Origin of the sequence: Bradyrhizobium sp. LTSP885 (assembly GCF_000938305.1) — a bacterium.
Taxonomy (GTDB): Bacteria; Pseudomonadota; Alphaproteobacteria; order Rhizobiales; family Xanthobacteraceae; genus Bradyrhizobium.
Map to the genome: position 1 here is coordinate 1 of NZ_JYMT01000008.1, position 13,443 is coordinate 13,443.

General features: G+C 63.2%; 9 protein-coding genes. 5 read left to right on the forward strand and 4 right to left on the reverse strand.

Annotated features, from left to right (window positions below; all coding sequences use genetic code 11):
* Positions 1-1,943, reverse strand: a 1,943-nt coding sequence (locus UP09_RS06065) for a caspase family protein (RefSeq protein ID WP_044537174.1), incomplete at its 3' end; no start/stop codon positions are given.
* Positions 1,944-2,138: 195 nt separating this feature from the next.
* On the opposite strand from UP09_RS06065, the gene UP09_RS06070 reads away from it, so the two are divergent.
* The 4 genes from UP09_RS06070 (at position 2,139) to UP09_RS06085 (ending at position 7,821) form a co-directional block, all read left to right on the forward strand.
* The gene (locus tag UP09_RS06070) at positions 2,139-2,810 is read left to right on the forward strand and encodes a DUF4286 family protein (RefSeq protein WP_044537175.1); all 672 of its coding nucleotides are present in this window, start codon (positions 2,139-2,141) and stop codon (positions 2,808-2,810) included.
* 342 nt (positions 2,811-3,152) lie between these two features.
* Positions 3,153-4,952, forward strand: coding sequence for an FAD-dependent oxidoreductase (locus tag UP09_RS06075; RefSeq protein WP_044537176.1), 1,800 nt, complete (start codon positions 3,153-3,155; stop codon positions 4,950-4,952).
* Positions 4,922-6,769 carry a 2-oxoacid:acceptor oxidoreductase subunit alpha gene (locus UP09_RS06080; protein ID WP_044537177.1) on the forward strand — a complete coding sequence of 616 codons (1,848 nt, stop codon included), beginning with the start codon at positions 4,922-4,924 and terminating at the stop codon, positions 6,767-6,769. The genes UP09_RS06075 and UP09_RS06080 overlap by 31 nt, the downstream gene beginning before the upstream one ends.
* The gene (locus UP09_RS06085; protein ID WP_044537178.1) at positions 6,766-7,821 is read left to right on the forward strand and encodes a 2-oxoacid:ferredoxin oxidoreductase subunit beta; all 1,056 of its coding nucleotides are present in this window, start codon (positions 6,766-6,768) and stop codon (positions 7,819-7,821) included. Before UP09_RS06080 ends, UP09_RS06085 begins: the two co-directional genes overlap by 4 nt.
* Positions 7,822-7,840: 19 nt before the next feature.
* Here UP09_RS06085 and UP09_RS06090 read toward each other — a convergent pair whose 3' ends face one another.
* From UP09_RS06090 to UP09_RS06100, 3 genes are all read right to left on the reverse strand, one after another.
* The gene (locus UP09_RS06090; RefSeq protein ID WP_044537179.1) at positions 7,841-9,385 is read right to left on the reverse strand and encodes a SpoVR family protein; all 1,545 of its coding nucleotides are present in this window, start codon (positions 9,383-9,385) and stop codon (positions 7,841-7,843) included.
* Entirely contained in the window at positions 9,385-10,656 is a 1,272-nt protein-coding gene (locus tag UP09_RS06095) for a YeaH/YhbH family protein (protein WP_197082620.1), read from the reverse strand. Before UP09_RS06095 ends, UP09_RS06090 begins: the two co-directional genes overlap by 1 nt.
* 112 nt (positions 10,657-10,768) lie before the next feature.
* A complete protein-coding gene (locus UP09_RS06100; protein WP_044537181.1) occupies positions 10,769-12,712 on the reverse strand; it encodes a PrkA family serine protein kinase in 1,944 nt (647 codons plus the stop codon).
* Between the two features lie 363 nt (positions 12,713-13,075).
* On the opposite strand from UP09_RS06100, the gene UP09_RS37445 reads away from it, so the two are divergent.
* Positions 13,076-13,420, forward strand: coding sequence for a hypothetical protein (locus UP09_RS37445; RefSeq protein WP_156164476.1), 345 nt, complete (start codon positions 13,076-13,078; stop codon positions 13,418-13,420).
* Positions 13,421-13,443: the final 23 nt, after the last annotated feature.

Here is a 13,443-nt window from a genome sequence, read left to right on the forward strand (position 1 = left end):
GCCGGCGCCGCGCGGACCGCTGATGTCCGAGGCGTCGCGGTCGCGGGCTTCACGGTGCTGGTCGGCGCTGTCACCGCATGGGTCAGCGGCGGCTTGCCCGTGCTCGCCGGCGCGGTCGTCGTCGTCGCCGGGGCAGGCTTCCCGCCCACCTGCGCCGGGACGTTAGCCGGCGCCAGGGCCGTGGCGGGCTTGGCGGGCGTCAACGTGTTCGGCCTGACGCCAGGTTGCGCCGGGGCGGCGGGCGCGGTCGCTGTCGCCGGCAGCGGCGGTCCATTCCTGGCACCCGGCAAGGTGTGAACGCCCGGCGCACCAGGGCCAGCGGGAGCGATGGTGCTCGGCACTGCGCCCGGCTGCACCGGTGCGGTCCTCGCGCCAAGCCCCGGCTGACCACCTTGCGGACCGCCCGGCTGCACCAGATTGGCGCGCTGCACCGCGGCAGCCGGCAACGATGGTCCCCTCGATATCGGGCCACCGGGGACCGTCGGCCTCACGCCGGCCGCAGCGAGTTGCGCCGGCGTCGGATTGGGATTGTTGATCACGGTGTTGATCACGGTCGTGTTGTGGATGTTGTTGAACACGATGTTATTCGGCGGCGGCACGATATAGGCCGGCGCGGCGACATAGGCCGGCATCGCCACGAAGAATGGGCTCGGCAGCACGAACAGGCCGATCGGCACCGGCGGCGGCGCAAGCACCACGAAATCCGGCGGCGGCGGCGGCAGGAAGAACAGCGGCGGCGGGGGCGGCGGTGCGAAGGCAAACTCCGGGTCGCCGTAATAGAGCACCGGACGGTCGACATAGACGACTTCATCGGGCGGCGGCGGCGGTACATCGTAGTCGATCGGCGCGAACTGCGCCGGCGGCTCCATCGCAGCCGAGAGATAGGCCAGCCGGCGCCGCGCGTCGTACGCATGCGGCCCGCGCGGATAGCGGTTGAGATAGGACCAATAGGCCGGCGGCGTATCGGCGCTGTAGGTGCGACGCCAGGTGATCGCCTCGCGCCGCGCCGCGACGATCGCGCGGACGCGCCTGGCGAGCAGATCGTTCGGATAGGCCTGCAGGTAATCCTGGTAGCCCTGCAGCGTGTCGCGCTCCAGCGCCGCCGCATAGGCATCCTGCGCCGAGAAATCGCGGATCGGCTTGGTGCGCATTCCGGCGTCGGTCTGGGCCGGCGGCGCATCCGGCTTGCGCTCGAAGAACACGAAGGGCGCGTCGATCTTCTGCGCGTCCCACGGAATCTGCGCGCCCTTGGTCATGTCGTTGACGCGCAGCCGAACCCGGTCGAACACATCAGGCAGGCTAAGGCCACCGGTGCGGATCATTTCCGCCAGCGCCTGGGCGTAGGGGCCATAGGGTGGCGCGCCATCGGGAGCAACGGTGCCGGGCGCCGAGTTGAAGGCGATCAGCATCTTCGGATCAGGATCAACCAGCGCAAGCCCGCCGGCCAGCGGCTGGCCGTCCTTGGCGAACGGGTTGCTGCGCGCCGCATCGAGCACGATCACGCTGGCCTTGATCCCCAGCGCCGAGAGCTGGTGGGTGTAGTCGGTCATCCTGATCGCTTCGACCGGCACGTCGGTGTCGCGCGCGATCTTGGCGTCGACGGGCACGAAGTAGTTTTCGCCGGTAAGCTGGACGCCGTAGCCCGCCAGATAGACGAAGGCGACGGAGTTCGGTCCGGCGTCCTGCACCTTCTGGACGAAATCGCGGAAGGATTTGCGCAGCGTCTCGCCATCGAGGTCACGCGCGCCGATCACGTCGAAGCCCGCCGCTTGCAAAGTCTGCGCGATCAGTCCGGCATCGTTGGCGGCGGTCTGCAGCGCTCCCGCCTGATAGGCACCATTGCCGACGACGAGCGCGAGCCGCTTCTCCTGGTCCTGCGCATGCGCCGGAAGCGACGCCAGCGACACAAGACCGACGATCAATGCCCACAGAATTCGCGCCATCGTGGCGTCCCCTTTTTTCATTTCAGCAATGCTACGGGCGAATGGAAATACAGTGTCCGTGAACCCGCGCTGAACAGAATTGCAGCAATTGTGGCAATCCTTGGTCTGAGCCGGTTTCAGCCGCAGGAACCGGCTTCCGTTGCATCGGACCTTCGGCGATATTCAGCAATCAAAACAGGCACACAGGAGCAAACGATGCCGATCGCCGGACAGGGCATGCTGCTGACATCGATGGATGTCGACAGCTTACACGAGGCTGAATTCAATCGCTGGTACGACCGCGAGCATCTCGAAGAACGGGTAGCGATCGATGGATTCCTCGAAGCGCGCCGCTACGTCGCCCATGACGGCAAGCCGAAATATCTGAGCCTGTATTCGACCGCGACCTTCGACGTGCTCGACAGCCCGGCCTACCGCACGGCGCTTGCCAACCAGACCGAATGGTCAAAGGCCAACATCGCAAACTTCAAAAACATGATCCGCGGAGTTGCGCGCATCACCATCAGCCGCGGCACTGGCAGAGGCGCGGCGCTCGGCATCATCCGCCTGCGTCCGCCCGCCGCCGGCGCGGACAGACTTCGCGATGCCTTGCGGGAGCAGCTCGATCCGTCGGCGCTCGACGGCATCATCTCGATGCACCTGCTGGAGAACGATCCGGTACTGTCGAAGCCGCTCACATCAGACGCTGCGACGGACGATCCCGGCGCGGGCGACTGGTTCGTGCTGATCGATGCCACCGATGTGAGTGCCGTCCCGGCCGCCGCGGCGCGTATCATGGATAACGCCGCGTTCAAGCCGCTGGTCGTCACGCGTGGGGTCTATCGGCTGCTGTGGGACATCGCGAAGAGCGACCTTCCACGCGGCTAGAGCCTTTTCCGTTCCGATCGAATCGGAACGGGGCTCCAGATTTTTTTTGACGCGTTTTCTTCACGCGAACCGGCATCCACTTCGCTCGAAAACGCTCTAGGCACACCGAATGCGGCGGCGCACCATATTGCACTGCCGCATAGCGCCATCGAGACGAGCGCCCCACGCACGTCAGCCACGCGAAAGCTGCTGATCGCGCAAATTTGCCTTTGCCTTCTCTGGAACGGGTCTAATAAGATAACCCTATGATCCAATTCAAAAACCAGAACAACGTCGCGTGAGCGTTCGTCGTCAACAATAAGGCCGCGCTCTCTGGCATTTTCGCGCGGGTCGAAGGTAGGAATGAAACCGACTGATATCTCGGCGCCGGATTACTTTCATAAAGTAGTCGATTGCCAATGGGCCTGTCCCGCACACACTCCTGTTCCCGAGTACATCCGGTTGATTGCTGACGGGCGTTACAGCGACGCCTACATGATCAATTGGAAGTCGAACGTGTTTCCCGGAATCCTGGGACGCACCTGCGACCGTCCGTGCGAGCCCGCGTGCCGCCGCGGACGCGTCGAGGAAACACCGGTCGCGATCTGCCGCCTGAAGCGCGTCGCCGCCGACTTCAAGGACGACATCAAGCATCGCCTGCCGAAGGCGGGCGCAAAGAACGGCAAGCGCATTGCGCTGGTTGGCGGCGGCCCCGCTTCGCTTACGGTGGCCCGCGATCTCGTGCCGCTCGGCTATCACTGCACCGTGTTCGACGCCGATCCCAAGGCCGGCGGCATGATGCGCAGCCAGATTCCAAAGTTCCGGCTGCCCGACAGCGTGATCGACGAGGAGACCGACTACATCCTCGACATCGGCGTTGACTTCAAGGGCGGCCATCGCGTCGACAGCCTGAAGCAGCTGTTGACCGAGAACTATGACGCGATCTTCGTAGGTTCCGGCGCGCCGCGCGGCCGCGAGCTCGAGATTCCCGGCCGAAAGGAAGCCGCCGCCAACATCCATATCGGCATCGAGTGGCTGTCGTCGGTCTCGTTCGGCCATATCGAGAAGATCGGCCGCCGCGTCATCGTGCTGGGCGGCGGCAACACCGCGATGGACTGCTGCCGCACCGCGCGCCGCCTCGGCGGCGACAGCGTCAAGGTGATCGTCCGCTCCGGCTTCGAGGAAATGAAGGCCTCGCCCTGGGAGAAGGAAGACGCCCTGCACGAGGACATCCCGATCCTCAACTACATGGTCCCGGTGGCCTTCAAACATGTCAGCGGCAAGCTGATCGGCGTCACTTTCCGGCAGGTCAAAGCCGAATACGACGCCAACGGCCGCCGCAATCTGGTGCCCTCGGGCGAACCCGATCAGACCATTCCCTGCGACGACGTGCTGGTCGCGGTCGGCCAGGAGAATGCGTTTCCCTGGATCGAAGCCGATTGCGGCGTCGAATTCGACAAATGGCACATGCCGAAAGTCGATCCCAAGACGTTCGCCTCGACCAACCCGAAGGTGTTCTTCGGCGGCGACGCGGCGTTCGGGCCGAAGAACATCATCTGGGCGGTGGCGCAAGGCCACGACGCCGCGCTCTCGATCCACAAGCTGCTGTCCGGCGAGGACATCACCGAGCGGCCGCTGCCGGAGGTGGACATCTCCTCGCAGAAGATGGGCATCCACGAGTGGAGCTACGACAACGACATCTCGGCGGACAAACGCTACAAGGTGCCGCATCGCGACAAGGTGATCGCGCTGAAGGATATTCGCACCGAGGTCGAGCTCGGCTACGACCTCAAGCTCGCGCTCGGCGAGGCGCAGCGCTGCCTGAACTGCGACGTGCAGACGGTGTTTTCCGCGCCGCTCTGCATCGAATGCGACGCCTGCGTCGACATCTGCCCGATGGACTGCATCACCTTCACCAAAAACGGCGAAGAGGATGATTTGCGGCAGCGGCTGAAGGCCCCCTCGCCGCATCACGACCAGGCGATCTATGTCGCCGACGGCCTGAAGACCGGGCGGGTGATGGCAAAGGACGAAGACGTCTGCCTGCACTGCGGACTGTGCGCCGAGCGCTGTCCGACCGGCGCCTGGGATATGCAAAAATACCTCATCGATATGGTTCAAGCGGGATCAACATGTCAGTCCAAAGCCCGATCAGCAGCGTAAACGACTTCGTCGTCCGCTTCGCCAACGTTAACGGCTCGGGCTCCGCCTCTGCCAACGAACTGTTCGCGCGTTCGATCCTGCGCCACGGCGTACCGGTGAGCCCACGCAATATCTTCCCCTCCAACATCCAGGGTCTGCCGACCTGGTACGAGGTGCGCGTCACCGAGGCAGGCCATCTCGGTGCCCGCGGCGGCGTCGACCTGATGGTGGCGATGAATCCGCAGACCTGGGACAAGGATGTCGCCTCGATCGAGCCCGGCGGCTATCTGTTCTACGATTCGACCAAGCCGATGCCGACGTCGAAGTTTCGCGAGGACATCAGCGTCATCGGCGTGCCGCTGACCGCGATCACCAACTCGACCTACACCGATCCGCGGCAGCGCCAGCTGTTCAAGAACATCATCTATCTCGGCGCGCTCTGCGCGCTGCTCGACCTCGACCCCAAGCTGGTCGAGCAGCTGATCGGCGAGCAGTACAAGGGCAAGGAGAAGCTCTTGTCCTCCAACGTCCACGCGCTGCATCTCGGCCGCGACTGGGCGCTGCAGAACCTGAAATGCCCGATCGGGCTGCGGGTGAAGAAATCAGACAAGGTCGGCGACCGCATCTTCATCGAAGGCAACAGCGCAGCGGCGCTCGGTGCCGTCTATGGCGGTGCGACCGTCTGCGCCTGGTATCCGATCACGCCGTCGTCGTCGGTTGCCGAAGCTTTCACCGCTCATTGCAAGAAGTACCGCCACGATCCCGCGACCGGAAAGGCGAAATACGCCATCGTGCAGGGCGAGGACGAGCTTGCCTCAATCGGCATCGTGATCGGCGCCTCCTGGAACGGCGCGCGGGCCTTCACCGCGACCTCGGGTCCGGGCATCTCCCTGATGACCGAGTTCATCGGCCTGTCCTATTTCGCCGAGATCCCGGCCGTGATCATGAACATCCAGCGCGCCGGCCCCTCGACGGGCATGCCGACCCGCACCCAGCAATGTGACGTCATCTCCTGCGCCTATGCGTCCCATGGCGACACCAAGCATGTGCTGCTGTTCCCTGAGGATCCGGCGGAGGCCTTCGAGTTCGCCGCCGCCGCGTTCGATCTCGCCGAGCGGCTGCAAACCACGATCTTCGTGATGCTCGACCTCGACATCGGCATGAACCACCGGCTGAGCCGCCCGCTGAAGTGGGACGACGCGCGGCAATATGACCGCGGCAAGGTGATGACCGCTGACATGCTCGACGAGGGCCGTGATTTCGGCCGCTATCTCGACGTCGACGGCGACGGCATCCCCTATCGCACCTATCCCGGCACGCATCCGACCAAGGGCTCCTACTTCACCCGCGGCACATCGCGCGACCGCTATGCGCGTTACTCGGAGGAAGGCGCCGTCTACGCCGACAACATGCAGCGCCTGGTACGCAAGTTCGAGACCGCGCAGGACATGGTGCCGCGGCCGCTGCAGGCCAATGCGGCCAAGCCGACCAAATACGGCGTGATCTATTTCGGCTCGACCTCGCCTGCGATGGACGAGGCGATCGGCCTGCTGGAGTCGCGCGGCCATCACCTCGATCGCCTGCGCATCCGCGCCTTCCCGTTCCACTCCAGCGTCGCGAGCTTCATCGCCGACCATGATTTTGTTTACGTGGTCGAGCAGAACCGCGACGCCCAGCTCCGTCAGCTGATCGTCAACGAGAACGGCATTGACCCGGTGCGTCTGGTGCCGATCCTGCACTATGATGGCACCCCGATCACCGCCCGCTTCATCGCCAGTTCAATCGGCGACCACCAGGACCACCTCAAGGTCACCCCTCTCCGCAAGGCCGTGTCATGACCTACATTGCAAAGCCGAAATTTCATCATCCCGGCCTGAAGAAGAACGAGCTCGGCTACACGCACCGCGACTATGAGGGCAAGATCTCGACGCTGTGCGCCGGCTGCGGCCACGACTCGATCACGGCGTCGATCATCGAGGCCTGCTATGAGCTGTCGATAGCGCCGCACCGGGTGGCGAAGATTTCCGGCATCGGGTGCTCGTCGAAGACGCCGGACTACTTCCTCGGCAATTCGCACGGCTTCAATTCGGTGCACGGCCGCATGCCGTCGGTCCTGACCGGCGCCAACCTCGCGAATCGCGACCTGATCTATCTCGGCGTTTCCGGCGACGGCGATTCCGCTTCGATCGGCTTCGGCCAGTTCGCGCATTCGATCCGTCGCGGCGTCAACATGACCTACATCGTCGAGAACAACGGCGTGTACGGCCTGACCAAGGGGCAATTCTCGGCGACCGCCGATCGCGGCTCGAAGTCCAAGAAGGGCGTCACCAACACCGACAATGCGATCGACCTGGTCGCGATCGCGCTGCAGCTCGGCGCCACCTTCGTGGCGCGCAGCTTCTCCGGGGACAAGACCCAGCTGGTGCCGCTGATCGCAGCCGCGATCCGCCACAAGGGCGCGTCCTTTATTGACGTGATCAGCCCCTGCATCGCCTTCAACAACCACGCCGGCTCGACCAAGAGTTTTGACTATGTCCGCGAGCACAATGACGCGGTGAACCGCCTCGACGTGCTGGTCGGCCGCGATCCGATCAGCGTCGACTACGCGCCGGGCACCGTGCAGGTGGTCGAGCAGCATGACGGCACCAAGCTCGCGCTGCGCAAACTCGACGCCGACTACGATCCGCATGACCGGCTCGGTGCCCAGACCTTCCTGCAGAAGCATGCGGCCAAGGGCCAGATCGTCACCGGACTGCTCTATGTCGATCCGGATGCCGACGACCTGCACACCCATCTCGACACCGTCGAGACGCCGCTCAACACGCTGGACGAAAAGGCGCTCTGCCCCGGCTCAGCCGCGCTGGACAAGCTCAACGCCAGCCTGCGCTGAATTTAACTCGCTGTGATCACTAAGCCGCCACCGCCGCGGCGCGGGGGCTGATGACATATTCCTTCAGCACCTTGTCTGACCCGTCGACCTCGGTCAGTGCAACGTCGTAGCTCCAGAGATCGGCGACGTGCTGCAGCACGCGCCGCGCGTCGGTCTCGTTGAGCTGCGCACCCTTCACCGTCGTGTGGCGCAGCATCAGCCGGCGATCGCCGGCAAGATCGACATCGACGACCTCGATATTGGCGTCGACGAAGCCGACGTCGTATTGCCGCGACAGCTCGCGCCGGACACGGCGGTAGCCGCGCTCGTCGTGGATGGCATCGACCTTGATCCCGGCGCTTTCCGCGGGATCATCGTGCAGGTGGAACATGCGGAAGCGGCGGATCAGCGCCGGGCTGAGGAACTGGCTGATGAAGCTTTCGTCACGATAATTGCTCCAGATATCGCGCAGCACGCCCTCCACGTCACCCTTGCCGGCGATGTCGGGGAACCAGTAGCGATCTTCCTCCTCCGGCTTGCTCACGATGCGCTCGATGTCCTGCATCATCGCAAAGCCGAGCGCGTAAGGGTTGAAGCCGGAGTAGCGGCGATCGTCGAATTCGGGCTGGAACACCACATTGGTGTGCGACTGCAGGAATTCGAGGAAATTGCCGTCGGAAAGCCGGCCCTGCTCGTGCAGCCGATTCATGATGCGGTAATGGACGTAGGTCGCGGTGCCCTCGTTCATCACCTTGGTCTGGCTCTGCGGATAGAAGTACTGCGCGATGTGGCGCACGATGCGGATGATCTCACGCTGCCAGGGCGCCAGCCGCGGCGCGGTCTTCTCCAGGAAATAGAGGATGTTCTCCTGCGGCAGGCCGAGCAGCGCGCGGCGGCGCTCGGCGGTGAGCGTGGCCTTGGTCTTCGCCTTGGCGTTCGGCACCGTCCGCCACAAATCGTTGAACATGCTCTCTTCGTGCCGATGGCGCTCGCCGGCACGCTTCTCCTCGGCACGGAGGTCGAGGACCTTCTTTCCCGGATAGCGGTCGATGCCATGCGACATCAGCGAATGTGCCGCATCGACCGTCCGCTCCACCGCCTCCCGCCCATGACGGTCCTCGCACGCCGCGATGTAGCCCTTGGCGAATTCGAGATAGTCGAGGATGCCGTCGGCATCGGTCCACTGCTTGAACAGATAGTTGTTCTTGAAGAAATGATTATGCCCGAACGCTGCGTGCGCGATCACCAGCGTCTGCATCGTCGCGGTGTTCTCCTCCATCAGGTAGGAAATACACGGCGATGAGTTGATCACGATCTCATAGGCGAGACCCATCAGGCCCTTGCGATAGGACGCCTCCTGGAAGGCGAACTGCTTGCCGAACGACCAGTGCTTGTAGAACAGCGGCATGCCGACCGACGAATAGGCGTCCAGCATCTGCTCGGCGGTGATCACTTCGATCTGGTTCGGATAGACATCGAGCCCGAGCTCTTTGCGCGCGATCTCCTCGCAGGCGTCGTGCACCCGCTGCAGGATCTGGAAATCCCAATCCGCGCCCTCGAACAGCAGCCCGCCGGAAGCCCCCATCACGCAACCCTTTCCTGCTTGCTGCGGCGCTTGAACAGGTCCTGGAACACCGGGAAGATCTCGCCGCGCTCGCTGACCTTGCGCATCGACAGCGGCGCACCGTCGTTGCGCAGGCGTTCGTAGAGCGTCCACAACGAGGAGTCCGGCATGTCGAAGGTGTAGTTGGCGGCCTCGCCCACCTCGAGATAGGCGAAGAACTGGCAGACCGGCAGGATCTTATCGGTCAGGAGATGGCCCGTCACCGCGCTATCCGACGTCATGTTGTCGCCGTCGGAGGCCTGCGCAGCATAGATGTTCCAGTCGGACGGGCGGAAGCGGGTGCGGACGATGTCGTTCATCGCAACCAGCGCGCTCGACACCAGCGTGCCGCCGGAGGCCGGTCCGTGGAAGAATGTATCCTCGTCGACCTCCTCGGCGCGGTCGGTATGACGGATGAACACGATCTCGACGTGCTTGTAGCGCCGCCTCAGGAAGACGTAGAGCAGCATGTAGAACCGCTTGGCGAGGTCTTTCATGTGTTCGGACATCGAGCCCGAGACGTCCATCAGGCAGAACATCACCGCTTGCGCCACCGGCTTCGGCACCGTCTCGAAACGGCGGTAGCGGATGTCGATGGGATCGATGAACGGGATCCGCTTCTTCTTGGCCATCAAGGCCTCAAGCTGGGCCAGCAATTCGGTACGGCGCGTAGCATCGTCGCATTCGGCGAGTTCGGCCTCGAGGGCTTCGATCTCGTCCTTGCGCGGCCGGCGCAGCGCCACGCGCCGGGCCAGCGCGCGGCCCACGGTGCGGCTGATCGAGATGTTCGCCGGCGAGCCTGACGTGGCGTAGCCGGCGCGCTGGATCCCCTCGCTCTCGGTTTCCGCCAGCTTGCGCTTGGCGAGATCTGGCAATTCGAGGTCGTCGAGGAACAGGTCGACGAACTCCTCGCGGCTGAGCACGAAGCGGAAGGCGTCCTCGCTATCGCCCTCACCGGCCCCCGAACCCTTGGCGCCACTCTGGTTCGGACGCTGCAACCAGTCGCCTTCGACGTACTTCTTGTTGCCGGGCAGCACCATGTCGCGGGTGCCGCCCTCGCGCCGGAACCGCGGCTCATCCATGCCGTCCAGCGGGATCGTTACCTCGCCGCCTTCCAGGACGTCCTTGATGTCCCGGTCTTGCGACGTCTTCTTCACGGCCCCCTGCACCAGCGCCTTGGCGCGCCGCAGGAAGCGTTGGCGGTTCTCCAGGCTCTTGCTACCCGGATTCAGGCGCCGATCGACGATATGAATGACCACGTTGCATCCGCCTCAGGGATCATGATGCGATGATAGAATATCGCACCACGATCTCATTTCCCTATTTGAGCATGAAAGCCGGTTTTCGTGTCTCTCGGATCATGCCCTAACCGGCCTGTTTCACCCGCATGTACCACTCGACGAGGCGGCGAACCTGGCGCTCGGTATAACCGCGCTCCACCATCCGCTCGACGAATTCGCCGTGCTTCTTCTCGGTCTCGCCGTCCTTCTTGGAACCGAACGAGATGACCGGAAGCAGATCCTCGACCTGCGAGAATATCCGCTTTTCGATCACGTCGCGGACTTTTTCGTAGGAGGTCCAGCTCGGGTTCTTGCCGCCATTATGGGCCCGCGACCGCAGCGAGAATTTAACGACCTCGTTGCGGAAGTCTTTCGGGTTGGCGATGCCGGCAGGCTTTTCGATCTTGGTCAGCTCCTGGTTCAGAAGCTCGCGGTTGAGCAACTGCCCGGTGTCGGGATCCTTGAAGTCCTGGTCCTCGATCCAGGCGTCGGCGTAATCGACGTAGCGATCGAACAGGTTCTGGCCGTAATCGGAATAGGATTCCAGATAGGCCTTCTGGATCTCGTTACCGATGAACTCGGCATAGCGCGGCGCGAGATCGGCCTTGATGAACTCGAGGTAGCGCTTCTCGGCCTCATCGGGCAGTTGCTCGCGGCGGATCGCCTGCTCCAGCACGTACATCAGATGCACTGCGTCGGCGCCGACCTCGGTCGTGTCGTGGTTATAGGTCGAGGCCAGCACCTTGAAGGCAAAGCGGGTCGAGACGCCGTCCATGCCTTCGTCGACGCCGGCTGCGTCCTTGTACTCCTGCACGCTGCGCGCCTTCGGGTCCGATTCCTTCAGGCTCTCGCCGTCATAGACCCGCATCTTGGCAAACAGCGTCGAGTTCTCGTGCCGGCGCAGGCGCGACATTACCGAGAAGCGGGCCAGCGTCTCCAGCGTAGCCGGCGCGCAAGGCGCGGCGGCGAGTTCGGAGGTCTGGATCAGCTTCTCGTAGATCTTCTGCTCCTCGGTGGTCCGCAGGCAGTACGGGACCTTGACGACACAGATGCGGTCGATGAAGGCCTCGTTGTTCTTGTTGGTCTTGAAGCTCTGCCACTCGGACTCGTTGGAGTGCGCCAGGATCACGCCGGTGAAGGGGATCGCGCCGATATTCTCGGTGCCGATGTAGTTGCCCTCCTGCGTCGCCGTCAGCAGCGGGTGCAGCATCTTGATCGGAGCCTTGAACATTTCGACGAATTCAAGCACACCCTGGTTGGCGCGGTTGAGGCCACCGGAATAGCTGTAAGCGTCGGGATCGTTCTGGGCGTAAGTCTCCAGCTTGCGGATGTCGACCTTGCCGACCAAGGACGAGATGTCCTGGTTGTTCTCGTCGCCGGGCTCGGTCTTCGCAACGCCGATCTGGCGCAGCCGCGACGGCTGGATACGCGCGACGCGGAATTGCGAGATGTCGCCGCCGAAGGCTTCCAGCCGCTTGTAGGCCCATGGCGACATCAGCCCGCTCAGCCGGCGGCGCGGAATGCCGTACTTCTCCTCGATCATCGGCCCGAGCTGATCCGGATCGAACAGGCCGAGCGGCGACTCGAACACGGGCGAGAGCTCGTCGCCGGCCTTCAGCACGTAGATGGGGTGAACCTCCATCAGCGCCTTGATGCGTTCGGCAAGCGACGATTTGCCGCCGCCGACCGGTCCGAGCAGATAGAGAATCTGCTTGCGCTCTTCTAGGCCTTGCGCGGCGTGGCGGAAGAAGCCGACGACGCGCTCGATCGTGTCCTCCATGCCGTAGAAGCCGGCAAAGGCTGGATAGGAGCGTATCGTCCGGTTCAAAAAGATACGGCCAAGGCGGGGGTCCTTGGCCGTGTCAATCATCTGAGGCTCACCGATCGCCGCTAACAAGCGCTCGGCCGCATTGGCATATCGCATCGGATCGCTTCGACACGACTCCAGATACTCGGCCATCGACATGTCGGTTTGGCTTCGTGCTTCAAACGACCTGGCGAAGGCGTTGAACAAAGAATCGTTGTACATGATCCCTCTCTCCACGATATGTGTATCGCCGCACGACTGAAACGAGTCGCAACCAGAGTCCAAGGATCGAATCAGCGTCGGCACGCTGGGTCCATTGGACACTCGACCGACTCACTTCGGCAATGCACGGCGCGTGCAGCCTCTGCCTTATCAACAGGCAGGAAGCTTAATAGTTCATCAATATCCACTATTGGTGGCCGGTTTTTGACGGTTTGTAGCCCGCTCGCCACATCCGTGGTTTACCGGGGTTCTGGCCTCCAAAGGCGAACATCCTGACTGGGCAACTTGCCTGCCCGGCGATGAACGTTGGGCTTCCTGGAAAGGTGTGACTGCCCGGGCGTGGCGTCAAGATGGGCGCTTCACATGTCGCATGAACAAAAACTTCAGGCGCCGTTGAACGTGCCTTCCTGTCGCCGCGACCAAGGCAGCGAGCCTGCGCAGTACCGCACGGCACCATCGCCGCACATGAACAGTGATGCGCGGCAAGCATTGCTTATTCCCGAGAGCAGTCATGATGCTCGTGTTGCGCCTACACCGGCACGACGAAGATCGCGGTCTGGAATCGCAACAATCCGGACGATGAAGTTGGCAATGCTTGGTTCGCCGGCACGGACGACAAAATCCTTTCCGTCAATCGCGCAGCGGCAGGCGAATGCACCGATGCTTGTGACCGATCGCAAAGAACTCGCCGCACTCCGCCACAAATGATAGGCTTCGCCCAATCGAGTACA

Bases quoted from the DNA above. Each gene is read 5' to 3' on its own strand.
- UP09_RS06070 (WP_044537175.1), top strand. From the start codon at position 2,139: ATGCCGATCGCCGGACAGGGCATGCTGCTGACATCGATGGATGTCGAC.
- UP09_RS06075 (WP_044537176.1), top strand. From the start codon at position 3,153: ATGAAACCGACTGATATCTCGGCGCCGGATTACTTTCATAAAGTAGTC.
- UP09_RS06080 (WP_044537177.1), top strand. From the start codon at position 4,922: ATGTCAGTCCAAAGCCCGATCAGCAGCGTAAACGACTTCGTCGTCCGC.
- UP09_RS06085 (WP_044537178.1), top strand. From the start codon at position 6,766: ATGACCTACATTGCAAAGCCGAAATTTCATCATCCCGGCCTGAAGAAG.
- UP09_RS06090 (WP_044537179.1), bottom strand. From the start codon at position 9,385: ATGGGGGCTTCCGGCGGGCTGCTGTTCGAGGGCGCGGATTGGGATTTC.
- UP09_RS06100 (WP_044537181.1), bottom strand. From the start codon at position 12,712: ATGTACAACGATTCTTTGTTCAACGCCTTCGCCAGGTCGTTTGAAGCA.
- UP09_RS37445 (WP_156164476.1), top strand. From the start codon at position 13,076: ATGTCGCATGAACAAAAACTTCAGGCGCCGTTGAACGTGCCTTCCTGT.